At 61.4% G+C, this 23,305-nt stretch carries 21 protein-coding genes and 1 tRNA gene; 14 read left to right on the top strand and 8 right to left on the bottom strand.

Annotated features, from left to right (window positions below; translation table 11 throughout):
* Position 1: 1 nt before the first annotated feature.
* The 3 genes from ACYQ14_RS15415 (at position 2) to ACYQ14_RS15405 (ending at position 3,980) form a co-directional block, all read left to right on the top strand.
* Positions 2-1,234 carry an ABC transporter ATP-binding protein gene (locus tag ACYQ14_RS15415; protein WP_459889278.1) on the top strand — a complete coding sequence of 411 codons (1,233 nt, stop codon included), beginning with the start codon at positions 2-4 and terminating at the stop codon, positions 1,232-1,234.
* 44 nt (positions 1,235-1,278) lie between these two features.
* Positions 1,279-2,934: an ABC transporter ATP-binding protein gene (locus tag ACYQ14_RS15410; protein WP_459890087.1), complete on the top strand. Its 1,656-nt coding sequence runs from the start codon at positions 1,279-1,281 to the stop codon at positions 2,932-2,934.
* Positions 2,935-3,071: 137 nt separating this feature from the next.
* Positions 3,072-3,980, top strand: a complete 909-nt coding sequence (locus ACYQ14_RS15405) for a DMT family transporter (protein ID WP_459889277.1) — start codon at positions 3,072-3,074, stop codon at positions 3,978-3,980.
* A gap of 93 nt (positions 3,981-4,073) precedes the next feature.
* Here ACYQ14_RS15405 and ACYQ14_RS15400 read toward each other — a convergent pair whose 3' ends face one another.
* Positions 4,074-4,346 (bottom strand): DUF8028 family protein, encoded by a 273-nt coding sequence (locus tag ACYQ14_RS15400; protein WP_459889276.1) that lies wholly within the window; start codon positions 4,344-4,346, stop codon positions 4,074-4,076.
* Between the two features lie 368 nt (positions 4,347-4,714).
* Positions 4,715-6,946: a CDC48 family AAA ATPase gene (locus ACYQ14_RS15395; RefSeq protein WP_283835188.1), complete on the bottom strand. Its 2,232-nt coding sequence runs from the start codon at positions 6,944-6,946 to the stop codon at positions 4,715-4,717.
* A 238-nt stretch (positions 6,947-7,184) separates the two neighbouring features.
* Here ACYQ14_RS15395 and larC point away from each other — a divergent pair, with 238 nt between their 5' ends.
* The gene (gene larC / locus ACYQ14_RS15390) at positions 7,185-8,615 is read left to right on the top strand and encodes a nickel pincer cofactor biosynthesis protein LarC (protein WP_459889275.1); all 1,431 of its coding nucleotides are present in this window, start codon (positions 7,185-7,187) and stop codon (positions 8,613-8,615) included.
* Between the two features lie 12 nt (positions 8,616-8,627).
* On the opposite strand, the gene ACYQ14_RS15385 is transcribed toward larC, so the two are convergent.
* Both ACYQ14_RS15385 and ACYQ14_RS15380 read right to left on the bottom strand, forming a co-directional pair.
* Positions 8,628-9,167 carry a hypothetical protein gene (locus tag ACYQ14_RS15385; protein WP_459889274.1) on the bottom strand — a complete coding sequence of 180 codons (540 nt, stop codon included), beginning with the start codon at positions 9,165-9,167 and terminating at the stop codon, positions 8,628-8,630.
* A 173-nt stretch (positions 9,168-9,340) separates the two neighbouring features.
* On the bottom strand, positions 9,341-9,901 hold the full coding sequence (locus ACYQ14_RS15380; RefSeq protein WP_459889273.1) for a hypothetical protein: 561 nt from the start codon (positions 9,899-9,901) through the stop codon (positions 9,341-9,343).
* 722 nt (positions 9,902-10,623) lie between these two features.
* Between ACYQ14_RS15380 and ACYQ14_RS15375 the strand changes: the two genes are divergently transcribed.
* Positions 10,624-12,147 carry a hypothetical protein gene (locus ACYQ14_RS15375; RefSeq protein ID WP_459889272.1) on the top strand — a complete coding sequence of 508 codons (1,524 nt, stop codon included), beginning with the start codon at positions 10,624-10,626 and terminating at the stop codon, positions 12,145-12,147.
* A 108-nt stretch (positions 12,148-12,255) separates the two neighbouring features.
* Here the strand turns inward: ACYQ14_RS15375 and ACYQ14_RS15370 are convergent, their stop codons facing one another.
* A complete protein-coding gene (locus tag ACYQ14_RS15370; protein ID WP_459889271.1) occupies positions 12,256-13,026 on the bottom strand; it encodes a RuvC family protein in 771 nt (256 codons plus the stop codon).
* Positions 13,027-13,269: 243 nt separating this feature from the next.
* Here ACYQ14_RS15370 and radB point away from each other — a divergent pair, with 243 nt between their 5' ends.
* A complete protein-coding gene (gene radB / locus ACYQ14_RS15365; RefSeq protein WP_459889270.1) occupies positions 13,270-13,989 on the top strand; it encodes a DNA repair and recombination protein RadB in 720 nt (239 codons plus the stop codon).
* Between the two features lie 89 nt (positions 13,990-14,078).
* Here radB and ACYQ14_RS15360 read toward each other — a convergent pair whose 3' ends face one another.
* Positions 14,079-15,236 carry a CBS domain-containing protein gene (locus ACYQ14_RS15360; RefSeq protein WP_459889269.1) on the bottom strand — a complete coding sequence of 386 codons (1,158 nt, stop codon included), beginning with the start codon at positions 15,234-15,236 and terminating at the stop codon, positions 14,079-14,081.
* A 102-nt stretch (positions 15,237-15,338) separates the two neighbouring features.
* Between ACYQ14_RS15360 and ACYQ14_RS15355 the strand changes: the two genes are divergently transcribed.
* From ACYQ14_RS15355 to ACYQ14_RS15340, 4 genes are all read left to right on the top strand, one after another.
* Positions 15,339-15,662: a lycopene cyclase domain-containing protein gene (locus ACYQ14_RS15355; RefSeq protein ID WP_459889268.1), complete on the top strand. Its 324-nt coding sequence runs from the start codon at positions 15,339-15,341 to the stop codon at positions 15,660-15,662.
* Positions 15,663-15,773: 111 nt separating this feature from the next.
* On the top strand, positions 15,774-16,529 hold the full coding sequence (locus ACYQ14_RS15350; protein ID WP_459889267.1) for a CAP domain-containing protein: 756 nt from the start codon (positions 15,774-15,776) through the stop codon (positions 16,527-16,529).
* A gap of 116 nt (positions 16,530-16,645) precedes the next feature.
* Entirely contained in the window at positions 16,646-17,428 is a 783-nt protein-coding gene (locus ACYQ14_RS15345) for a YihY/virulence factor BrkB family protein (RefSeq protein WP_459889266.1), read from the top strand.
* Between the two features lie 86 nt (positions 17,429-17,514).
* Positions 17,515-18,456, top strand: a complete 942-nt coding sequence (locus tag ACYQ14_RS15340; protein WP_459889265.1) for a hypothetical protein — start codon at positions 17,515-17,517, stop codon at positions 18,454-18,456.
* Between the two features lie 269 nt (positions 18,457-18,725).
* On the opposite strand, the gene ACYQ14_RS15335 is transcribed toward ACYQ14_RS15340, so the two are convergent.
* Positions 18,726-18,800, bottom strand: a tRNA-Val gene (locus tag ACYQ14_RS15335).
* 174 nt (positions 18,801-18,974) lie between these two features.
* On the opposite strand from ACYQ14_RS15335, the gene trpD reads away from it, so the two are divergent.
* From trpD to trpG, 4 genes are read left to right on the top strand one after another with little or no spacing between them, the layout of a single operon-like run.
* Positions 18,975-19,985: an anthranilate phosphoribosyltransferase gene (gene trpD / locus ACYQ14_RS15330; RefSeq protein ID WP_459889264.1), complete on the top strand. Its 1,011-nt coding sequence runs from the start codon at positions 18,975-18,977 to the stop codon at positions 19,983-19,985.
* On the top strand, positions 19,982-20,638 hold the full coding sequence (locus ACYQ14_RS15325; RefSeq protein ID WP_459889263.1) for a phosphoribosylanthranilate isomerase: 657 nt from the start codon (positions 19,982-19,984) through the stop codon (positions 20,636-20,638). The genes trpD and ACYQ14_RS15325 overlap by 4 nt, the downstream gene beginning before the upstream one ends.
* A 26-nt stretch (positions 20,639-20,664) precedes the next feature.
* Positions 20,665-22,371 (top strand): anthranilate synthase component I, encoded by a 1,707-nt coding sequence (gene trpE, locus ACYQ14_RS15320; RefSeq protein ID WP_459889262.1) that lies wholly within the window; start codon positions 20,665-20,667, stop codon positions 22,369-22,371.
* Positions 22,368-22,979, top strand: coding sequence for an anthranilate synthase component II (trpG, locus tag ACYQ14_RS15315; RefSeq protein ID WP_459889261.1), 612 nt, complete (start codon positions 22,368-22,370; stop codon positions 22,977-22,979). Before trpE ends, trpG begins: the two co-directional genes overlap by 4 nt.
* A gap of 117 nt (positions 22,980-23,096) precedes the next feature.
* Here trpG and ACYQ14_RS15310 read toward each other — a convergent pair whose 3' ends face one another.
* The gene (locus ACYQ14_RS15310; RefSeq protein WP_283835172.1) at positions 23,097-23,273 is read right to left on the bottom strand and encodes a hypothetical protein; all 177 of its coding nucleotides are present in this window, start codon (positions 23,271-23,273) and stop codon (positions 23,097-23,099) included.
* Positions 23,274-23,305 lie beyond the last annotated feature (32 nt).

Genomic DNA, 23,305 nt, shown 5'->3' with positions numbered 1-23,305 from the left:
CATGACTGAGGATATCTTACGCGTAAACGGACTATCGACACGATTTTTCACGGAACAGGGGCAGGTAAACGCCGTCTCCGATCTCGACCTGCGGATCGAACGCGGCGAGGTGTTCGGCATCGTCGGCGAGAGCGGAAGCGGCAAGAGTGTCACCGCTCGGTCGATGATGCACCTGATCGAACCGCCCGGCGAGATCACCGAAGGCGAGATCGAGTATCGGAACGCAGACCTCGCCGAGAGCGTTCGAGACGATCATCCGGAGGCCGTCGACGGCGAGTTCGTCGACCTGCTGTCGGTGCCCGAATCGGTGCGCCACTCGCTTCGGGGCGCGTCGTTCAGCATGATATTCCAGGACCCGATGAGCAGTTTCAATCCGAGCATCACGGTCGGAGAGCAACTCGCCGAAGCCGTCGAAGTCCAGCGGCGGGCAAGCGCGAACCCGCGTTCGACGCGCGCGAAGACCCAATCTTCGGAGTACTCGATGGGGTCGTTCATCCTCTCGACGGTGCTCCCCTCGCGGCGGTACGTCTCGAGTGAAAGCCGCGACCGCGCCGTCGAACTGCTCGAGATGGTCGGCATTCCGGACCCGGCCAAGCGAGCCGATGAGTATCCACACGAGTACTCCGGTGGGATGCTCCAGCGGGCGATGATCGCCCAGGCGCTCGCGGGCGAACCAGACGTGTTGATCGCCGACGAACCGACGACCGCCCTGGACGTCACCATCCAGGCGCAGGTTCTCGACTTGCTCGCGGACCTGCAGGAAGAAACCGACATGACGATCCTGCTGATCACGCACAACCTCGGCGTCATCGCCCGAATGTGTGACCGCGTCGGCGTGATGTACGCCGGAGAAATCGTCGAACGCGGCACGCTCGAGGATGTCTTCGACGATCACGTCCATCCCTACACCGAGGGGTTACTCGGGAGCGTTCCGGACCTCGAACAAGCCGGGCAGCGACTCGAACCGATTCCGGGGAACGTCCCCAGCCTGATCGACGAGGAGATGCCCGATCGGTGTTACTTCGCGGATCGGTGCCCGAAAGCGATGGAGGAGTGTCTCGAGAAGCCACCGGAGTTCGACGCCGACGGGAGCGACGAGCACGCGACGAAGTGTTACCTCGCCGAGACGGAGTACAGCGAGCTGAAGGCATTGCCCGACGGCTATTTCGGTGAGGACGAACCCGAAAGGCAGTCGACAGCGACCGAGCAGGCAGAGGAGGTCAAGAGCCAATGAGCGACGCCAATCCAAATCCGGCGAGCAACGGCGACCCGAATCCGATGAGCGATACCGAATCCGGCCCGCTCGTCAGCGTCGATGAGTTAGAGAAGTACTTCTGGGAGAACGACTCGATACTCGACCAGCTCCTCGGTGCGGAGCCGGTCCCAGTTCGGGCAGTCGACGGCGTGAGCTTCGATATCTATCCCGGCGAGACGCTGGGACTCGTCGGCGAGTCGGGCTGTGGAAAATCGACGACGGGGGAAACCCTCCTCCAGTTGCAAGAGCCGACCGGCGGCACCGTCGAGTTCGACGGCAAGGACCTCCTCGAGCTAACCGGCGAGGAGGAAACGGCGTTCCGTCGCGAGGCCCAGGTCGTCTTCCAGGACCCGTTCTCGAGTCTTGACCCGCGGATGACGATCGGGCAGATCGTCACCCAGCCCCTTGGGATCCACGATTGGCCCGAGACGGATCCGGACGTGGAAACGACGGCCGAACTCCGAACTGATGGAATATCGCGGGACATCGTCTCGGTGACCGTCGACGACGACATCGACAAACTCGTCTCGCCCGTCGACGGCGTCTCGACGGTTCACGTAACCGTTCGTGCGAGCGGTGAGGGCGACGGCGACGGGACCGATACCAATGCTGCCAACGGTGACGACGATGGCGAGAGCACGTCCCGCCGCGTCGATACCGCTCGAGGCGTCGTCGCCGAGGTCGAGGAGAATCTCACACTCGAGGTGAGTCGCGGTGACGGTATCGAGGTCCACGTTTCCATCGAACGTTCGACTGATCAGCTCCGAACCGACCACGCCCACCGGCTACTCGAGCGAGTCGGGCTCTCGGTCGACCAGCTCGATCGATACCCCCACGAGTTCTCCGGCGGGCAACGCCAGCGGATCGGCATCGCCCGGGCGCTCGCGCTCGGGCCGGAGTTTCTCGTTCTGGACGAACCCACGAGCGCGCTCGACGTCTCGGTCCAGGCGCAGGTGCTGAACCTGCTCGACGATCTTCAGGACGAGTTCGATCTGACCTACCTCCTGATCAGTCACGACCTCTCGGTCATCCGCCACGTCTGCGATCGCGTCGCGGTGATGTACCTCGGCGAAATCGTCGAAATCGGCCCCGTCGAGGAGATCTTCAGCGATCCGAAACATCCCTACACGCAGGCGTTGCTCGAGAGCGTCCCTCGAGCCTCTACCGAGGAACGCAACCGGGATCGGGAGACGATCTCGGGGGACGTGCCGTCGCCACGGGACCCGCCCAGCGGCTGTCGGTTCCGAACCCGCTGTCCCGAAGTGATTCCGCCCGCGGATTTCGAGCACGAGCAGGAACTGTTCCGCGAGTTGATGACCCTTCGACAGCGAGTCGAAGAGCGGGATATCACGCTCGAGTCGGTCGGCGACGAGCCCGAGTTCGAGGTCGGAGAGAGCGACGACTCGGACGAGGACACGCGGACGTTCGTTCGCACGGTCAAGGACCGACTGTTTGACCACGAACTGCCGATGCGACACGACGAGATCGTCGAGGACGCCCTTCTCGAGGTCGCCGAGACGAACTGGGACGAGGCCGCAGACATTCTCCTCGAGGAATACGAGAGCGTCTGCGAACGGGAGAATCCCGGTCTCGGAGACGACGCCCACCCGGTCGCGTGTCACCTTTACGGCGAGGCGGCGGAGCGAAACGCGGACGTACTCGAGTCGAGTCAATCCTGATCGAGTCGTTTCTGGCCGTCCGTCTTTCCTCTCGAGTTCGCCGCGGGACGACCGTCGGTATCGGCGGCGTGGTGTTACTTACCCAGTCGCGTGGTTCGAAACGCAACGTATAGGATTCGCGGACGGAAAGCCAACTCGTGAGTCGGTATCGTAACCTGCTGTTGTTCTTGCTCCTCGCGATTTTCTGGGGATCGGCGTTCGTCGCCATCAGCGCCGGGCTCGAGTACTTTCCGCCGGTGTTGTACGCCGCGTTGCGCTATGATATTGCGGGGCTCCTGATGCTCGGCTACGCGGCCTACGCGGCCGAGGAATGGGTGCCTCGAGGACGAGACGAGTGGCGGGTCGTCGCCGTCGGTGCGGTGTTCCTGATCGCGATTTACCACGCGTTCCTGTTCGTCGGCCAGCAACACACGACGGCGGCCGCGGCGGCCATCCTCGTCAGTCTCTCGCCGGTGTTGACCACCGGATTCGCACGGGCGCTGTTCCCGAAAGACGCGCTCTCACCGGCCGGTATCGGCGGCGTCCTCCTCGGATTGGTCGGCGTCGCCATCATCGCCCAACCCGATCCATCCGACCTGCTCGCAACCGATGTCGTCGCGACGGTACTCGTTTTCCTCGCCGCGACGGCGTTTGCCTTCGGTAGCGTCCTCACCCGTAGAATCGACGCCGAAATCGAGATCGAGACAATGGAAGCCTGGTCGATGCTCGGCGGCGCGCTCTTGATGCACGGGATGAGCCTCGCGCTCCGAGAGCCCGTCGAGCCGTCCGCGTGGATACACCCCGAGGCGATCGGCGCGCTGGCCTACCTCGCGGTCGTCTCGAGCGCGCTCGGATTCCTACTGTACTTCGAGTTGCTCGAACGCCTCGGGGCCGTCGAGATCAACATGGTTTCCTACGTCGCTCCGATCGTCACTGCGGTGGTGGGGTGGCTCTACCTGGGTGAAGCGATCGGCCTCGCGACTGCCGTCGGATTCGGATGCATCGTCGCCGGGTTTTTCGTCGTCAAGCGAGAGGCGATTCGAGACGCACTCGGCGCTCTCGGATGAAAGAACTCGAGTACGGAGACGGATCGAGTACGGTGAACGACGAGTGGATCGGCGACCCAAAAACGCCAGTGTGGGCGGAACTCAACCGATGCGCTACTGCTGATAGGAGTGTCCCACGTAAAGGACGACGATATTGAGGGCGAGCAACCCGAGGAACAATCCCGTTTCGACACTGCTCGAGAGGCCGGTGACGAGCAGTGGAACGTACAAGAACGGCAAGACGATCGCCAACCAGAAACTCCCGACCCGGATTGGTTTCGCGAGAGAGGGAAGATACTGCTCGAGCACTCGCGGATCCGCGTCCTGGCCGTCAGCGGATACACCTGTCGTCGCAGGTTGCTGGTCGCGTGATGATTGGTTCGACATTGCGGTACCTGACGGGAATTTCTATGCCCACATCGTGGAAATAGGGGACCGATCGTCTCATCAACTTGTGGAGAATTTAGCCGAATACAGGCCGATGAACCATTCGTTGGCACCGGCTACCGCCGGGAAACACGGCCAATGAACGACGGAGTTGCCAACTACTCGTGACTTAGCAGGCGAGTGACGCCTTCCGATTGACTGGAAAAATCAGACGGATTCGATACTGGAACGTTGAGTAATCAGTGATTACGGCCGTACTCGAACTCGAGGTCGAACGCGTCGAACGCGCTCGCAAACGAATAGGTCTGAGAGATGACAATCCGGCTGAACGCGCGAACGTCTCGTCTCGAGGACAGAGTCGAAGCGAGTTACTGGAAGCCGATCCGACTGCCGCGCCGACCCGTGCCGGGTTCGGTCACGCTCGAGCCGCCCGCGAAGTCTTCCTTGATCTGCTCGTAGTAGTCGAGGATGTCGTCGGTGATCGTTGGGCGAACGTTCTCCATCGCCTGTCGGAAGTGACGCATTTCGACGATGTCGGCCTCCGTATCCTCGCGAAGCGCTTCGATGGCCGCCTCGCGCCCGATCGATTCGAGGTCGCTGCCGACGTAGCCGTCCGTAATTTCGGCGATCTCGGCGAGACTGACATCCGCCGCCAGCGGCGTGTCCTCGGTGTGGATCTCGAGGATCCGCTCTCGACCTTCGATATCGGGCTCGCCGATCATGACGAGGCGGTCGAACCGACCCGAACGGAGCAACGCGGGGTCGATCATATCGGGACGGTTGGTCGCGCCGATGACCATCACGTTACCCATGTCCTCGAGGCCGTCGAGTTCGGTCAGGAGCTGGTTGACGACTCGCTCGGAGACGTTCGAGCCGACTTCGCCGCCGCGACCCGGGGCGAGCGCGTCGAGTTCGTCGAAGAAGATCACCGTCGGGGAGACCTGCCGCGCTTTGCGGAAGGTCTGACGGATCGCCTTCTCGGATTCGCCGACCCACTTCGAGAGCAGTTGCGGACCGCGAACGGAGATGAAATTGGCGTTGGTCTCGTTGGCCACCGCCTTCGCCATCAGCGTCTTGCCGGTCCCGGGCGGGCCATACAGCAAGACGCCCGCCGGCGGATCGATGCCCATCCGTTCGAACCGATCGGCGTTGTTCAACGGCCACTCGACGGATTCCTGAACTTGATCTTTGGCATCGTGCAGACCGCCGACGTCGTCCCAGGAAATTTTAGGGAGCTCGACGAGGACTTCCCGCATCGCCGACGGCTCGACCTCGTTGAGCGCGCCGCCGAAGTCGTCGCGTTTGACGATCATCCGATCGATCAGGCTCGGCGGGATGTCCTCCTCGTCGAGGTCGATCTCTGGAAGGTATCGTCGGAGCGCTTTCATCGCGGCCTCTTTGGTCAGGCTCTCGATGTCGGCACCGACGAAGCCGTGGGTTTCGTCCGCCAGATGCGAGAGGCTGACGTCGTCCGAGAGGGGCATACCGCGCGTGTGGATCTGGAGTATTTCCTCGCGGCCGACCTCGTCCGGCACGCCGATCTCGATCTCCCGGTCGAACCGACCGGGTCGACGGAGCGCTGGGTCGACCGAATCGACGCGGTTCGTCGCGGCGATGACGATGACCTGTCCGCGGGCCTCGAGGCCGTCCATCATCGTCAACAGCTGTGCGACGACGCGGCGTTCGACCTCGCCTGTCACGTCCTCGCGTTTGGGTGCGATGGAGTCGAGTTCGTCGATGAAGATGATCGCGGGCGACTCCTCGCTCGCGTCCTCGAAGATCTCCCGGAGTTGCTGTTCGGATTCGCCGTAGTACTTCGAGATGATCTCCGGCCCCGCGATAGAGAAGAAGCTCGCCGAAGTCTCGTTGGCGACCGCTTTCGCGAGGAGGGTCTTTCCGGTGCCGGGTGGCCCGTGGAGTAACACACCCTGTGGCGGTTCGATCCCCAATTTCTTGAAGATCTGCGGGTGTTTCATCGGCAACTCGACCATCTCGCGCACCCGCTGGATCTCGCTCTGGAGACCGCCGATATCTTCGTAGGTGATTCCGCCGCCGGTTTTCTCGAAGCCCGAAATGGGCTCTTCTCGAAGTTCCACGTCAGTATCCTCGGTGATAAGGACTACCCCCTCCGGTTCGGTCTCGACCGCGATTAGGGGAATCGCCTGTCCCGGCGATCGCATGAAGGGGTGATTCGTCGAGGACATAACCGGGACGATGTCCTTCCCGACGACTGGGCGTTTCAGAATCTGACGTTTGACCATGCCAGCGGCGTCCGAGCCGAACTGCACCGACGCCTCTTCGGGCGGCGCGAGGACGAGTTTGTTCGCCTTCGTCGCCTCCGCCTTCCGGATCGTCACCCGTTCGCCGATCCCCACGTCGGCGTTCTGGCGAGTGAATCCGTCGATGCGGACGGTGTCCGTGTTCCAGTCCTGTCGGTCCGCGCGCCACACCTTCGCGGCGGTCGTGTCTGCACCTTCTATTTCGATGATGTCGCCCGGACTGAGCTTCAGATGTAACAGCGTGTCCGGATCGAGTCGGGCGATACCGCGACCCGAGTCGTTCGGGTACGCCTTCGCAACCTCGAGTTGAACTTCGTTCATAATTCGGAATGGACGGCGTTGTTGCTAACTCCGGTACGTGACCGGATAGGCTTTGTGCTCGTGAGAGGAGCCGCTGTGAGGGAGAGTCTAACCATGCTACACACTAACACATAGTCGTCAGATAGGGAGCTACATAGATGTACCGGCGTCGTCCGATTTCGCCGTCACGGCGTGTTTCTCATGGCTTCGTTGATCGAAAGAACGAGGACTTTTGGTGTCGCCTACCGCCCACGTAGACATGACACTCCTGGCGTTCGACGGCCGAATGGGTGCGAGCGGCGATATGCTCCTCGCGGCCCTTCTCGATGCCGGTGGGGACCGGTCCGTCCTCGAGCCAGTCGAAGACGCGCTGGCTCTCGAGTACCGGATCGACGAGACGACCAAGTGCGGAATCGCCTCGACGACGGTGGACGTGGTATTGACCGACTACCAGGGTGAAACTGACGCTAAATCTGGTCGTGCCGATGGCAACGATCGTTCCGATCACGGCCACGACGACCAGACCAATTCACCCGACAACGGAGACCAGGACCTCCCACACGATCACGAGGATCAAGATCACTCACACGACCACGGAGACCACGACCAACACGGTCACAGCCACGACGACGATCACCACCACGGGACCGCTCACGGCGGGAACGGCGGTGTCCACGCCGAGGGACACGGCCCCCATCGGAGCTACCTCGAGGTCTGCAAAATCGTCGAGGAGATGGACCTCGAACCGGCAATCGAACGCGACGCGCTCGCCGTCTTCGAACTGCTGGGCGAGGCGGAGGCCAGCGTCCACGGGGAGGACCTCGAGGATATCCACTTTCACGAGGTCGGAGCGGACGACGCCATCGCGGACATCGTCGGCGCGGTCTTGTTGCTCGAGGACCTCGAGCCGGACCGCGTCGTCACCACGCCGCTTTCGACCGGCGGCGGAACGGTTTCGATGAGCCACGGCGAGTACCCAGTTCCGACGCCGGCGGTGGTCGAAATCGCTCAACGAGCGGACTGGTCGCTTCGGGGCGGTCCGGTCGACGCCGAGTTGCTCACGCCGACGGGGGCGGCGATTCTGGGACACGTCGCGGACGGCGTCGAGTCGCTTCCGTCGATGTCCTTCGAAGCATCCGGCTACGGTGCAGGGGGCTACGATCTCGATCCGCACCCGAACGTCCTCCGCGTGCTGGTCGGCGAGGGTGACGCTGCGGGCGAACTCGTTCGCGACGATATCGCCGTTCTCGAGACGAACCTCGACGACGCGACCCCGGAGGTGCTCGGCGGCCTACAGGAGACGCTTTCGGCGGCGGGCGCTCGAGACGTTTCGATCCTCCCTGTCACGATGAAAAAGTCCCGCCCCGGCCACCTCGTGAAGGTCATCTGCAAGCCCGCGGACCGCCAACGCGTGGCTCGAGCGTTAGCCGAGGAGACGGGAACGCTCGGCATCCGGGACGCGGGTGCGACACACCGGTGGATCGCGAACAGGGAGTTCGAGAGCGTGACGCTCGAGCGCGGCGGAGAACAGTACGAGGTAACGGTGAAAATCGCGAGCGACGCCGACGGAGAAGTCTACGACGTGAGCGCGGAGTACGACGACGCGGCCGAGGTTGCACTCGAGACGCAGTTGCCGGTTCAAGAGGTTCTTCGACAAGCAGAAGAGAAAGGCAGGGAATCGCTCGAGTAGTGCTCGAGTCGGCTAGCTAGTACTGATGTTGACGTCGCCGTCTTCACCGTCTTCTCCGTCTTCGGCGACAACGTCGCCTTCCTCGACTTCCACGTCATCCGTTCCGCTCACTACCTCACTGTCCTGACTGACCGAGATATTTGAGTTCATGTCGTGCTCATCGCCGTCGTTCCCGTTACTCTGCGAGACGGAGGTACTACTCTCCGAAACGACCGTTCCGTTCTCCGTGTCCCACGTCACCGTTTCCGACTCCGAGGTGACGTTGGTTCCATCCGCGCCCGACGCGCCCGAGTCAACGGTTATGTTCACCGTCGAACCGTTCTCCGACAGTTCACACTCGAAATCGTCGCTCGAGCCGTCGACCGAGATGTTCGTGACGATGGCGTCCGCCGAACTCTCGACGATGTCCCGACACTCGTCGCTCGAGACGCTCTCGTTCTCGGCATCGTCGCTATCCGTCGAACCGCCGATGCCGGCGACGGCGACAGCGCCAGCGCTTATCACGAGGAGTAGGCAGATCACCAGTACGACGCTCGTTGTTGATCGTATCATAATTTCCTTAGCTGATTCGTCTATCAACGTTGTTCGTTGAAAACATTTTTATTAGATTCGTATATTATCTGAATATCTTATAGAAACGTTATCTCACCTATACGCTCTTGGTGGTTGGTAAGTCCATAAAAAATAACATTAGTCAGTTCACGAACCGATTCCCTTAGAACTGGTTATAGGAAACCGAGAACGTCACCGAGGAGGTCGGAGAGGCTGGCGATGATGCCTTCGGTAATACCCTCAGTAGTGTCACCTTCATCTACGCTGCTGTCAGTGCTCTGGTCAACGTTAGCGTCGCCGCCGTCGCCACCGTCGCCGGCGTTGGCGTCACCGCTAATGTCACCGACTTCAGCGGAGGAGTCAGCGTAGCCGACCTGCTCCTGATCAATCTGCTGGTTCACGTTCTGAGCTTGGTCGACGCCGCCGTCTGCAGCGCCGCCGTGCTTGTTGTGGTGTGGGTTGTCACCAGGACTGGAGCTGCTCGCTGCCTGGGTGTTGGTGTTCGTAGCAGTCTGGTCCTGGTCAACGATTGCTGGACCTGTGCTCACGTCGACATTGTGTCCTTCGTGCGTGGCGTCTCCACCGTCACCGCCGTCACCGCCGACGCCGACGCCGATATTCTCGCCGTCAACGTCGTCAATATCGTTCTGTGCCGCTGCCGTTCCGGCCATCCCCATGAACATGAGGCTGCCGATCATCGCGAATACCATCAGCGCTGTGAATGTACGTTTCATAGTTTTCGTTATCGTCCGGGCCTACACGCGCGGACCGCCGAAACCGGTTCGTCACCAGCGCACCGAATGTCCGGTTCGTTACCAGCGCACTGAGCGCGTGGTTCCTTGCGGGATCTTCGACCGATCCGAGCGATGCCACGGCGCGTTGCCCGGTTGAACCCGACCATCAGGGACCGTATTAACCCGAATTACAGTTTCAATGATATATTTCCGATTGTGTTTTCGTTCGATCAACGTTACACCTATCCAGCGAGTTGTTAGTCATCGTATGGCCCATTTATCGCCGGAACGGCCATCCTATCGACATATTGGGGACCGTACGAGGCTCCTACTCCGTTCTTGTGTCGCTTCGCTATCGGTGTAATATCCGTTATACATCGGTTACAACCGATGTTTGTCCTCTACCCCTGATAGTCTCTCTACGGTATGATTCTCCAACCCGTGGATGTCGGCGCCTACGTTCTCGAGTCCCTGAACGAAAGCGGGTCATTTCGGTGATCAATTGTTCGACGTATCGCATCGATAGCCTCCAGTCTGGGAGTTTCGGCGGGTAGTAACTTCCTTCGAAAACTCCCACGGGCCGTTCGGAGCGGTAACGACCTTGTTCTTGCTTACAACCTACAGATAACAAAGACACTATTCGGAAAATGATGGTTCGCACCGCGAAGATGCAGTAAGAAAAGACCCTCACAGGGCATTTGAAACGAAACACGACTTACACGATGATATCACGATCACAACTCACGACAGTTCTCGTCGCCGCGATGCTAGCGCTCTCGATGACGGGTGCCGCACTCCCGGCGACCGCAGTCGAGGATCCCGGCGAAGACGATAGAACAATACACACGCTCGAGGACGGAGAAGATCTCTACTTCGTCTTCGGTGCGGATATCGGTGACCAGTCGCTCGAAGAGTACGTAGACGCACACCTCTCGGACGACGATAACGCCGAATCTGAAGGTGTGAATCCGACTAGCGAAATCGTCCAGTATCAGGACGTGAACCAGGCGAACGTTGACGTCCAGCAAGGCGCGGCTTCGATTTCGATCGACGGTGGCGAGGCGACCGCCATCCAAGAGTCGAGCCAGGTTAACGAAAACACGCAGGACGGTGAAGCGATCTCCGAGAACCAGTACCTAGGAGAGCAAAACGTCGAGTTCGAAGACGTCGGTGACGTCTACTTCCTCTTCGGCGAGGAAGATCACCAGCGCTTCGACGGCTGGGCTGTCGCAGGAGAGAAAGGCGACCACGATGAGAAACACGACAAAGAGATCCAGTACTCGCAGGCATCGGTCACGCAGGCGCAGAACGTTGACCAGGCGAACGTCAACGAACAAAGCGTCGCCTTCTCGATCGCCGAGAACGGGAGCAACGCGCTCGCGATACAGGACAGCTCTCAGCAGAACTCGAACTACCAGGGAGCGGTTGCAAACGCTGTGAACGTCAACCCTAGTCATGCCGAAGGTGGGAGTCAAGTCGCTGGCTCGGAGCTAGCACAATCCCAGCAGAGCATGCAGGCCAACATTAACGAACAAGGATTCGCAGTCGCGATCGCGATCGGCAACGAATCCACCGCGACGTCGATCCAGACGACCGATCAGTCGAACATCAACGAACAGGTCGGAAGCGCCTACTCGGCCTCCGTTCTCGACTCGACTGACGGTATGAACATCGCATCGGCCAACACGAACGGCGGATCGGACATCGTCGAAACCGCCAGTGACAAACAGAAGACCCACGACGACAAGAAAGACAAAGACGACACCGAGGCTAGCGTCACCCAGTACCAGGACGTAAGCCAGCTTAACCTCAACCAGCAAAGCGCGGCGGTCGCAGTTGCACTCAACGGAAGCGAAGCGACTGCGATCCAGCTCTCCTACCAGGAGAACCACAACGCGCAGGTTGGCATCTCACAGGCACTGCCAGCAGGTGATGCTGGATCGAGTCCGGGCGTTATCTACACCGAAGAAACGACCGTCTCGCTCGACGGTGACAACGAATCGGACAACCCGATTCTGACGATCGATGCGGACGCTGGTGGCGAGCAAAAGCAGGATGCATCCTACCAGCCTGACGCAGAAATCGATCAGTACCAGTCACTCTTCCAGGAGAACCTGAACAACCAACAGGCTGCGTTCGCGGTTGCCGATGATGGGGGCGAAGCGACCTCCTCGCAAGTGAGCATGCAGTCGAACGAAAACGTTCAGTTCGGCTCCGCAGTCGCTCCGTCAGCGATCCCAGCCTAACGAATCTCGAGGCGGTCTCGAGAACGGTACAACGATATCTTTCCGATTTTCGCGTTACAATACGAACGACTAACCGCGTAGCGACAGCTTTGCTGACCGATTCGCCGATCACGCTTCGTCAGTTTCGTTCTGGGACGTCGTCCCCGAGTCGCCGTCGCTCCGATGTTCGGCGAGCGCTTCGTCGATACTCAACTCTCCCGCCGCGACGCGTTCTGCGAGCGAGTCGTCGATGGCACGATTGGTTTTGCTTTGCTCGCGGGACCGATCTTTGATCACCTGCAACTCTCCAGCCGTGGGTTCGATCTCCCGACTTTCGACGGGCTCGCCCTCGAGTCTCGCGATATTTGCGGCCGCGAGAACGTCACCCGCACCTCGAGCGCCGACGCCGAGATACGGTGTCGTCCCCGTTTCGTCGACGAGCTCGACGCGAACCCCCTCGAGTTGGTTGACGAGTTTCGCACTCTGGAGACGGGAGCCGTCGCCGATCCGGACCAGCGGATCGACGGCTTCGGCCGCCTCGCGACGGATCACCTCGACGGCGTCGGCGACCGGAACCTGAAATGTCGCGACGATCATCTCCCCGGCGAGGACGGCGATACCCGGTTTTCGCCCGGGATCGACGCCGATGATCGTTCGCCCGCCGTCGCCGCGAAGCGCGGCGAGGGCCTGCTCGACCGCACGACGCGATTCTTCGGGAGCCGCGACGATCGTCGTCACGTCTGTGAAGGAGTTCGCGTTGTCTTCGTCCGTAATGACGACGGCGGTCTGTTCGGGGAGGTCCTCGTCGGCTTCGATCGTCGTAAACGTTGCTCCGCGGTCGCGGAGCTCGTTGACGGCACCGTGGTAGACTTCGAAGTCGGTGGTTGCGACGACAATCACACCGAACCGTTCGCCGCGATCCGGAATAAACTATCCTGTTCTCGTGATTTTCGGATCGGCATCCACGGCCGGGGACGATTCGTTCGGATCGTTCGAATCGATGGTCTGTTCTGCGCGTCGGATAATCTTCGTCCGGAGACGTTCCAGATTGACGAATTCAGTCACGACACCGCGCGAGCGCGCACCTGATCCGCTCGAGAGCGGTTCCGGGGGGTTTTTGCTGGCAGCCGCCTACGTTCGACCGTGAACGACGAGGCGATTCTAACCGGCTGTCCGCCGGTCGACGAGTTGCTCGGCGGTGGCTTCGAGCGCGGCACCGTGACACAACTGTACGGCCCGCCCGCCGCGGGCAAGACGAACCTCGCGCTCTCGAGCGCTGTCGAAACGGGCGCGAACGGCGGGACGGCGGTCTATATCGACACCGAAGGCGTCTCCGTCGATCGGTTTCAACAACTACTGTCCGCCCGCGTGGGATCCGGCGAATCCGATCAGACGGTCGAGGACGTCGCCTCCCGCATCGTCATAGAGGACGCACTCGACTTCGAGGAGCAAGAAGAAGCCGTCCGCGATGCCGAGGAGTTCGCAGAGCGCGCGGATCTGATCGTTCTCGACAGTGCGACCGGCTTCTACCGACTCGAGCGAACCGGCGACAGCGACAGCGGCGAGGCACTACGAAGCGTCACTCGACAGGTGACTCATCTCCTTTCGCTCGCGCGCAAGTACGACCTCGCGGTCGTGCTCACGAACCAGGTGTTCGCGGACCCGGACTCGGACCGAACGCGGGCGCTCGGCGGGAACACCCTCGAGCACTGGACGGGCGTCGTCGTCCGAATCGAGCGATTCCGCGGTGGCAATCGGCGGGCGACGCTGGAAAAGCATCGGTCCAAGGCGGCCGGTGAATCCGCGCAGTTTACGATCACGAATTCCGGTCTCGAGGGGAGTGCAGACGGGTCTGGATTCTGATCGGGAGAGACCGTGATCTGTCTCCATAGCCGGTTTACCGTATTTGTCGGCCACCAAGCGCAAAAAGTCGGACTGCCCGTCTCGGGCAGTTAGATCTCGTTGAGTTTTCGAAGCAACTGTCCGCGGTACTCTTCATCGCTGGCGATCCCTTTCATCTCGAGGACGTTGCGCTCGAGTTTGTCCAGTGCGACGCGGAAGGCGTTCTCCGCGCCGTAGCCTTCGCCAGTGCCTGCGGCCTGTCCTTTGTTCGTTCGGAGCCGAATCTGGACCTGCACCAGGGGCGTCCCTCGGAGCTTTTCGTTGTGCTCGTGCAGGCGAACGTGGGCGTGCATCACCTGCATCTCCTGGTACTTGTCGGCGACTTCTTGGATGCTCTGGGTGATCGATTCTCGAGTAACCGTATCGAGCAGCGAAACGTTCGTAATCTGGACGTCCATGTGCTCTTCCTCGGTGTAGGTGAGCGCCCGGAGGACGTCCGTTTTCGTGACGATGCCGTTGACGATGCGGTCGTCGTCCCCTGGGGTTACCATCAAGCCGGCGTAATCGTCGTCGAGCATCTCCTCGACGGCTTCCTGGGCCGTCGCCTCGAGGGTCGTCGTTTCGACGGGGCTGTTCATGATGTCGTAGACCGGAACGTCGAGCATTCGGTTGTTGTCGCCGGTTCGATCCCCGGTCGTCATCCGTTCGTTCTGGCGGATGACGAAGTCCGCGATGTCGTGGGTCGTGACGACGCCCGTCAGGTAGCCGTTTTCGTTCAGCACCGGCAACCGAGAGATCCCGTTCTCGCGGAGGTAGTTGATCGCCTTTCCGACCCCGTCGTCCTCGTTGACCGTGATCGGATCGTCGGAGTAAATGTCTCCGACGGTGAGCGTATCGAGATTCTCGAGGACGGCCTCGAGAATCGCATCGCCGCTTACGACGCCCCAGAGGCTGTCATTTTCGAATACGGGTGCGACCTTCGAGTTGCTCTCGATGAGCAGTCGGGCGGTCTCGCGAACGTTCTCGTACCGGTCGAGTTTCGGCGCCGGTGAGTTCCGACTCGGTTTGATCAGGGCCGAGACTTTCGCGTCGTCCTCGACGTGGGATTGAAGGACTTCCCGCTCGCTGATGACGCCCTCGTACTCCCCGTCGTCGGTGACGATAATTCCTTTGGGGTTCCCGTTCTCGAAGGTCGAACGGACTTTCCCCATGCGCGTTCCGACGTCTACTTCGATGTAGTCTTTGGTGGCGATATCAGCGATATCCATCGTTACGGGAAGGACTACTCGCGCTGGGGTATTTAAGATAACGCCTACCACGCACGCTTCCGGGGGACACGCTTTTTTGCCGCTGGAAGTACATCAGGGGGCATGGCCCCCGATATCAGCGTCTTCGGTCGGTACACCTACCTCGCGACGGAACTGTTCTGGGGAGCGATCGCAGTATTGATGCTTCGACGAGCGGGTGCCCTCCGAAAAGCCGCCGTGACGATTCTCGCGCTGTATCCGATCGCTTACCTCTGGGATCGGTACACGCTCGCGGTCGGCGTCTTCGATATCAAGCTCCGAACGGGCATCGATATCGCCGGCATCCCCCTGGAGGAACACCTCTTCATGGCCGTCGTTCCCGGACTGGTCATTGCCTTTCACGAGACGATTTTCGGATCGTGCGACGCCGAGGGATCGAGCGCGTGACCGTAGCTGTTCGGGCGCGTAACTGTACTCTCGAGAAGGCATGTGTGGCACATGTCACGTACTGCGACTAACCATGAACGTCTTATTACTCGGTCGCTTGAATGCGAACGAATGGGCCGTGGTCCCCCGATCGAAACCGACGCCTCCGAAACCGACTCACTCGACGACCAGTCTGCTTCCGGCGGGTCGAAGGTGGGAGCGGCGCTTCGACTATTGCTAACGCTTGGACTACTCTGCGGACTCGTTATCGGAGCAATGGCGATCGCTCCGTCGGTCGTCGACGAAATCGACGATCTGCCTGCACCGAGCGAGGACCCACCACCAGCCGGCGAACGCGATCCGGAGGTCGCCGACCCCGATGACCCGGACGGAACGACGTACGAAACCGACGTCGAGACGGTAACCTCCGAGGACGTCGAGGACTTCGTCCACGCGGAGGTTAACGACCGTCGTGCAGAACACGACCTCGAGGCCCTCGAGTGGGACGGAACGGTCGCCTCCGTCTCTCGAGCCCACAGTGCCGACATGCACGAACGGGAGTATTTCGCGCACACGAACCCCGACGGAGAGGATCCCTACGATCGGTTCGACGACGTCGCGGGGTACTGTCGAAGTTACGGCGAGAATCTGGCGATGAACTGGCTCGAGCGATCCGTCGAGGCGCCGAACGAGAGCACGACAGTAGAGTACCAGACCGCGGAGGGGATCGCCGAGGGGCTGGTCGAACAGTGGATGAACTCACCGGACCACCGCGATGCGATCCTCGAGGACGGCGAGACACAAGCGTGGGATCGCGGCGGTGTCGGCGTCTACCTCTCCGAAGGCGGTGAGGTCTACGCCACCCACAATTTCTGTACGGAGTGGTAACGAGTGCGTGGACACGCTCCGATGACCGTCTATCGTCTCGGTTCCACGATCTCGGCCGCTGGTTCTTACAGTCTCAGCTGGCGAGATCGAACGACAAGTCTGAACGAGTACCTGCTATGAACCCGAAAGAAACCGTTCTCGAGATCTACAACACGGCCAGCGAACGAGACGTCACGTATCTCGCCGCGGGATTCGCCTACTACGCGTTCGTCTCGGTGATTCCGCTGATACTGCTCGCGATCGTCGTCGGCTCGCTCCTCGGCGGCGAGGAGGCGGCCGAACAGTTGATTTTAGTCGCCGGTGACTTCCTCCCCGAAGCCGGCGAGGAACTCGTCACGGACGCGCTAACGACCGAATCCGGTCGCGCGGAAGCGACTGTCGTCGCACTGCTGGTCGCCGCCTGGGGTGGCCTGAAGGTGTTCAGGGGCCTCAGCCTCGCGTTCGATCGAGTGTACGATACCGCCGCCGAGGACTCGATGGTCGAACAGATTACCGACGGGTTGGTCGTCATCCTCGCGGGTGCAGGCGGAATCGGATTGATGGTCGCGATGGCCGCGGTGCTGGGACTGCTCGCCGGCACGGTGCCGTTCGTGGGACTGCTAAGTTGGCCGCTGTTGATACTCGGGCTCCTCCTCGTCTTCCTGCCGATGTACTACGTCCTTCCGCCCATTGATGTCGAGATACGGGAAGTACTCCCCGGTGCTGTGTTCGCCGCTATCGGGTGGGCAGTTCTTCAGGCGGGATTCCAGCTCTACGCGGCCAACGCGGCGCAGTATGAGGCCTACGGGGCCGTCGGTGCGGTCTTGTTGTTCGTCACCTGGCTCTACTTCGCGGGCGTGTTGATCCTATTCGGTGCCGTCCTCAACGTCGTTCTCTCGAGACCCGAACTCGCGGAGTGACTGTCGTCAGTTCGATCCGAGCCACAGAGGAACCGACTCGAGTTCGTGGAGAAAGGTTATGCCGTCAGCGCCGGGAGACCGAACCGATGACTGACGATTCGGAGACGGATTCTGTGGACGGGCCGACGCCCGGTGGCGGTCCGAACCGCGTCGTATCGGAGACGAGCGTCGACGACATTCTCGACTCGATCAGCTCGTCTCCTGAACCTGATCGCGACGACCGGCCCGAAAAAAGCGAGCAAACCGAAGAGACAAACCGAAACGGGAAGACGAACCGAGAGGGGGACTTGAGCGAGCGCGACGACGATACCAAAGCCGACCCTGAGTGCGACGGCGATACCGAAGCCGACTCTGAGCGCAATAGCGAAACCCGAGACAACTCTGAGCGCCACAACGAAACCGAAGCCGACTCTGAACCCGACGCTGTCGGCGACCCGAAGCCCAACACCACGACCATCGAAACCGGCCCACCAGCTGATCCATCCGCCGTGCTCGCCGACGACTCGAGCGACGACGACGCAAGTGCGAATCGAGTTCCTGGAACCGGTTCCGAAGACGACATCGTTTCCGGCGAAGCGCCACCCACAGAGCCGGAACCCGAAACGGAGTCCAAATCCACTACGGAGCCAGCTCTCACACCGGGATCGGAACCCACGACGGAATCCGGACCAACAACGGAAACCGAAAATTCGCTCGAGGACGCCGAACCTGACCTTTCTTCGCGTATCGAACGCGGGGAAGTCACCGGCTCCGATGTCCGCGCGGCCGAGGCCGGCGAAGGCCGCGAGGAGACGACCGATATCAGCGATATCGAGCTTTCGATGGACGACCTCGAGTCGACGACCGGTTCCGGTTCGTCCTCGAGGGCCACTCGCGGCAGGTCATCGACTGACGGGCCGCTCTCCGGATCGATCGGACCGTCTGCGGCTGATCCCGAAACCGGCGAATCCGATGCGACGAAAGATTCCGAAACTGACGAGGGTCCCAGCGGGCTGTTCGATCGTCTCAGAGGACTGTTCTCGAGGTAGCCGGGCTTCTGTCGGGTAACGGTTTTCGGAATTGCTGTTTTCTCGAGATTGGGTCTTCCTGTGGTTGGGCCGTTTCGAGGGGAGACCGATTCTCGAGGAGAAATTGATTCTTCGAAAGCGGAGTGGGGCAGATTTGAACAACGCCAAGACGTTCCGGGTCGCTCACTTCGTTCGCTTCCCGGGCTGCGACTTGTCTCGTTCAAATCTGCAATCAACAATTTTCACGACGCGAACTCATCACTCCGTTCTTCGTTATTGCGTCGTGAAAATGGGTTGGGGCAGATTTGAACTGCCGGCCTCCTCCATGTCAAGGAGGTGTCATAACCAGACTAGACCACCAACCCGTCCGGTTTTCTCGGCGCCCGTCGCGCCTCGTGCAACTAATCGTTGCCGACCACCGTAATTGAAGGTTTCGAATCGGTCGGCGTACGCGAGCCATCCCCACGGGTGGTCCGATACGTTTAAGCCGATGTACTCATTTGAACATTGTAAGACAACTACGTACATTGGTGTTCACTATGCAGGAGTACGTCGAACGAGTGACTGACGGCAAAGATCTCACACAGAAAGACGCTCGAGCGGCCTCGGTAGCCGTCTTCGAGGACGCGACGGAGGCACAGATCGGTGCACTGCTCGCGGCGTTGCGCGCGAAAGGAGAAACGGAAACCGAAATCGCCGGCTTCGCCGAAGGAATGCGCGCCGCGGCCCGAACGATTTCGCCCGACCGGGAGCCACTGGTCGACATCGTCGGCACGGGCGGAGACGACTACGACACGATCAACGTCTCGACGACGAGTTCCATCGTCGCCGCCGGCAGCGGCGTGCCGATCGCCAAACACGGCAACTACTCGGTGTCCTCGTCCTCGGGCAGCGCGGATGTCCTCGAGGAGGTCGGCGTCAACGTGGAGGCCGAACCGCCCGCCGTCGAGGAAGCGATCGAAGAGGACGGGATCGGATTCATGCTCGCCCCGGTCTTTCACCCCGCGATGAAAGCCGTCATCGGCCCGCGAAAGGAACTCGGGATGCGGACGATATTCAACGTGCTCGGTCCGCTGACCAACCCCGCCGGCGCGGACGGCCAGATCGTCGGCGTCTACGATCCGGAACTCGTCCCCGTTCTTGCAGAGGCGCTCTCTCGCATGGACGTCGAACGCGCACTCGTCGTCCACGGGGCCGGAACCGACGAAATCGCGGTCCACGGCGAAACCGTCGCCGCGGAGGTCGACGGCACCGACGTCGAGACGACGACGCTCGAGCCGGCCGACATCGGTCTGGACTCCCACGACATCTCCGATATCGCGGGTGGGTCACCAGAAGCGAACGCGTCCGATCTCCGCGGGATCGTCGAAGGGGACGTTACGGGCGCGAAACGAGACGTGATCCTCGCGAACGCGGGGGCCGCGATCTACATCGCCGACGAAGCGGATTCGCTCGAGGAGGGCGCATCGATCGCCGCCGAGGCGATAGACAGCGGCGACGCGGCGGCGAAACTCGATCGGCTTCGGTCGGTCTCCCCGGAGGTACGATGACGCGAGTCAAAATTTGTGGCGTCACTCGGGTCGAAGACCTAGAGACGGCAGTCGATGCGGGCGCGGACGCCGTTGGGATCATTTCCGATGTTTCCGTCGATACTCCGCGAAAAGTATCCCCGGAACGCGCGGCGAAACTCGTTGCGGCGGCCCCGCCGTTCGTTACGACTGTCCTCGTAACGATGCCGTCGAACTACGCGCGGGCGATCGAGTTGGTGACCGAAATCGAACCGGACGCGATCCAGCTGCACGGCGATATCCGACCCGGAGATCTCGCCTATCTGCGCGCAAAACTCGAAACCCAGATCTTGCTGGCGGTCGACGCCGGAGACGTCTCGTCTGCGAAAGCGTACGACGATATGGTCGACGGCTTCGTCGTCGACTCGACGGGCGAAGACGGCGGCGGCGGAACCGGCAGGACCCACGACTGGGAACGAACGCGAGCCGAAACGACCGACCTCGACTCGCCCGTTATTCTCGCCGGCGGACTGACTCCTGATAACGTCAGCGACGCCGTCCGCACTGCGGATCCGTTCGCCGTCGACGTCGCGAGCGGCGTCGAAGCCAGCGGTGGTGTCAAAGATCCGGACGCAGTTGCTTCGTTCGTCGAACGCGCGACCGACGACACACAGACGGTCGAACCGGGCCCCTGACCCCTCACATCCAACGTATTCGATTCATGACTGAACACACCACAGATTCCGAACACGCGGACCAAACGAGCGAGACGCCCGCGTTCGACCTCGACCGTGCCGAGTTCTGCGAACACGCCGGCGCTTCGGAGGACCGACCGGCTGTGGTTCGTCTCGTCGCGACGTACGACCTCGAGACGACGCCGCTTGCCGCCTACGCGGCACTCACCGGACGATCCTCGAAGTCGAAACCAGCACAGACGACAGACACCGATGAAAACCCGTACGCCTTCCTTCTCGAGAGCGCACAGAAGACACCCTCGAGCGATCCCGACGGCGCGTTTCGACCGAGTTCTGCGGAGGCCGAGCGCCACGCCCGGTTTTCGTACGTCGGCTACGATCCCGAGGCGGTCGTAACGGTCGGTCCCGACGGGACGACCGTCGAGGCGCTTTCCGACAGCGCACCGATGGATCTAATCGAACCGAACGAGGGCGGCGACACCGTCGATTCCCTCCGCGGCGCGTTACCGGACGTCCGACTCGCGAACGTCCCGGACCACGATCGACAGCATCTCGAGGGAGGGCTCGTCGGCTTCCTGGCCTACGACGCCGTCTACGATCTCTGGCTCGAGGAAGTCGGCCTCGAGCGCCCGGACTCGCGGTTCCCGGACGCCCAGTTCGTCCTCACGACGAAGACGCTCGCGTTCGACGAGCGCGACGGAACGCTCTCGCTCGTGTTTACGCCGGTTCTCGAACCCGACGACGATCCAGCCGCCGTGTACGAGGATATCCGCGAAGAAGCTGAACGGGTGGGTTCGATCCTCGAAGCCGCCGAAGAGCCCGACACGGGCGGATTCGTTCGCGAAGACGAGGTCGCGGGCTCGAAAGACGAGTACGAGGAGAGCGTCCGACGAGCGAAAGAACACGTCCTCGACGGCGACATCTACCAGGGCGTGATTTCGCGGACCCGAGAGCTTTACGGCGACGTCGACCCGCTCGGCTTCTACGAGGCGATGCGCGACGTGAACCCGTCGCCGTACATGTACCTCCTCGATCACGGCGACCTCACCGTCGTCGGCGCGAGTCCCGAAACGCTGCTTTCGGTTCGCGGACGAGAGGTTATGTCGAATCCGATCGCCGGAACCTGCGACCGGGGCTCGAGCCCCGTCGAGGATCGACGATTGGCGGGCGAGATGCTCGCCGACGACAAGGAACGAGCCGAGCACACGATGCTAGTCGACCTCGCTCGAAACGACGTCCGGCGCGTCGGGGAACCCGGCTCGGTCCGCGTCGAGGAGTTCATGAACGTCCTCAAGTACAGCCACGTCCAGCACATCGAATCGACCGTTACCGGCCAGTTAGCCGCGGACGCCGACGCATTCGACGCGACTCGAGCGTCGTTCCCCGCCGGGACGCTCTCGGGCGCGCCGAAAGTTCGGGCAATGGAGATCATCGACGATCTGGAGACCGAACCGCGCGGACTGTACGGCGGGGGCGTCGGCTACTACTCGTGGACGGGCGACGCGGACTTCGCGATCGTGATCCGGACGGCGACGGTGGAAGACGAGACGCCGGATGCAACCTCGAGTCAGCAACGAATAACCGTTCGCGCGGGCGCGGGGCTCGTCGCCGACAGCGATCCAACCGCGGAGTACGAGGAGACCGAGAAGAAGATGGGCGGCGTCCTCGCCGCACTCGAGCGTATCGAGGAGAAGCCACCCGCCGAACCATCACCCGCGGAGGTGCCCCGATGAGCGCGACCGCGTCCTCGAGCGATGCCGGCCGCCCGACCGTACTGTTCATCGATAACTTCGACTCGTTCACGTACAACCTCGTCGAGTACGTGAGCCAGCACGCCGATACGGCAGTCCTGAAAAACACCGCCTCGCTCGCCGAGGTGCGGGCCGTTGATCCGGATGCGATCATCATCAGCCCCGGTCCCGGCCACCCGAAACACGACCGCGATGTCGGCGTCTCCATGGACGTGCTTCGCGAGGTGAGTACCGACGTTCCGACGCTCGGCGTCTGTCTCGGGCTCGAGGCCGCCGTCTACGAGTACGGAGGATCGGTCGGCCGGGCCCCGGACCCGATTCACGGAAAGGCGTCTTCGATCGATCACGACGGAACGACCGTCTTCGACGGACTCGAGGACGGGTTCCGCGCAGGCCGATACCACTCGCTGGTCGCGACGGAGATTCCCGACTGTTTCGACGTGTCGGCGACGGCCGAACACGGTTCGGAAACGCTCGTGATGGGCGTGCGTCACCGCGAGTACCCGATCGAATGCGTGCAGTTCCACCCCGAAAGCGTGTTGACCGCAGTCGGACACGACCTGATCGAGAACTTCCTCGAGACCGTTTAAAAGGGGTCACGACTTGTCGCCAAATCTACTCGACAGGTCTGATTACTTCGAACCGAACGCAAAGAGAACCGTCGCGTGATCGGAGTTAGAAGCGATACTGCGGTTAACTGATATCGATTACCCGACGTATCCCAGGTAGCCGGCGGTATAGTAGGCACCGAGGACGACCGCGGCCAGTACGCCAACTCGGATAGCGAGTTTGATTGCGATACGGATAGCGATGACAGCGACCAGGAGGGCGGCGAGTGCTGCCATGACGAGAAACATCGTTGATCCTGTGAGTACGCCGATCATATTGGATGTGTTGAACGGAAGGACGTAACCTT

Source organism: Halostagnicola bangensis, from assembly GCF_054653435.1.
This window is presented reverse-complemented; position numbering and strand designations above follow the sequence as displayed.

Coding starts and splice junctions, on each gene's coding strand:
- ACYQ14_RS15345 (WP_459889266.1), top strand. CDS start 16,646: ATGAACCCGAAAGAAACCGTTCTCGAGATCTACAACACGGCCAGCGAA.
- ACYQ14_RS15355 (WP_459889268.1), top strand. CDS start 15,339: ATGGCCCCCGATATCAGCGTCTTCGGTCGGTACACCTACCTCGCGACG.
- ACYQ14_RS15375 (WP_459889272.1), top strand. CDS start 10,624: ATGATATCACGATCACAACTCACGACAGTTCTCGTCGCCGCGATGCTA.
- ACYQ14_RS15350 (WP_459889267.1), top strand. CDS start 15,774: ATGGGCCGTGGTCCCCCGATCGAAACCGACGCCTCCGAAACCGACTCA.
- ACYQ14_RS15395 (WP_283835188.1), bottom strand. CDS start 6,946: ATGAACGAAGTTCAACTCGAGGTTGCGAAGGCGTACCCGAACGACTCG.
- ACYQ14_RS15410 (WP_459890087.1), top strand. CDS start 1,279: ATGAGCGATACCGAATCCGGCCCGCTCGTCAGCGTCGATGAGTTAGAG.
- trpG (WP_459889261.1), top strand. CDS start 22,368: ATGAGCGCGACCGCGTCCTCGAGCGATGCCGGCCGCCCGACCGTACTG.
- trpE (WP_459889262.1), top strand. CDS start 20,665: ATGACTGAACACACCACAGATTCCGAACACGCGGACCAAACGAGCGAG.
- ACYQ14_RS15325 (WP_459889263.1), top strand. CDS start 19,982: ATGACGCGAGTCAAAATTTGTGGCGTCACTCGGGTCGAAGACCTAGAG.
- larC (WP_459889275.1), top strand. CDS start 7,185: ATGACACTCCTGGCGTTCGACGGCCGAATGGGTGCGAGCGGCGATATG.
- ACYQ14_RS15385 (WP_459889274.1), bottom strand. CDS start 9,167: ATGATACGATCAACAACGAGCGTCGTACTGGTGATCTGCCTACTCCTC.
- ACYQ14_RS15400 (WP_459889276.1), bottom strand. CDS start 4,346: ATGTCGAACCAATCATCACGCGACCAGCAACCTGCGACGACAGGTGTA.
- trpD (WP_459889264.1), top strand. CDS start 18,975: ATGCAGGAGTACGTCGAACGAGTGACTGACGGCAAAGATCTCACACAG.
- ACYQ14_RS15310 (WP_283835172.1), bottom strand. CDS start 23,273: ATGATCGGCGTACTCACAGGATCAACGATGTTTCTCGTCATGGCAGCA.
- ACYQ14_RS15380 (WP_459889273.1), bottom strand. CDS start 9,901: ATGAAACGTACATTCACAGCGCTGATGGTATTCGCGATGATCGGCAGC.
- ACYQ14_RS15360 (WP_459889269.1), bottom strand. CDS start 15,236: ATGGATATCGCTGATATCGCCACCAAAGACTACATCGAAGTAGACGTC.
- ACYQ14_RS15340 (WP_459889265.1), top strand. CDS start 17,515: ATGACTGACGATTCGGAGACGGATTCTGTGGACGGGCCGACGCCCGGT.
- ACYQ14_RS15415 (WP_459889278.1), top strand. CDS start 2: ATGACTGAGGATATCTTACGCGTAAACGGACTATCGACACGATTTTTC.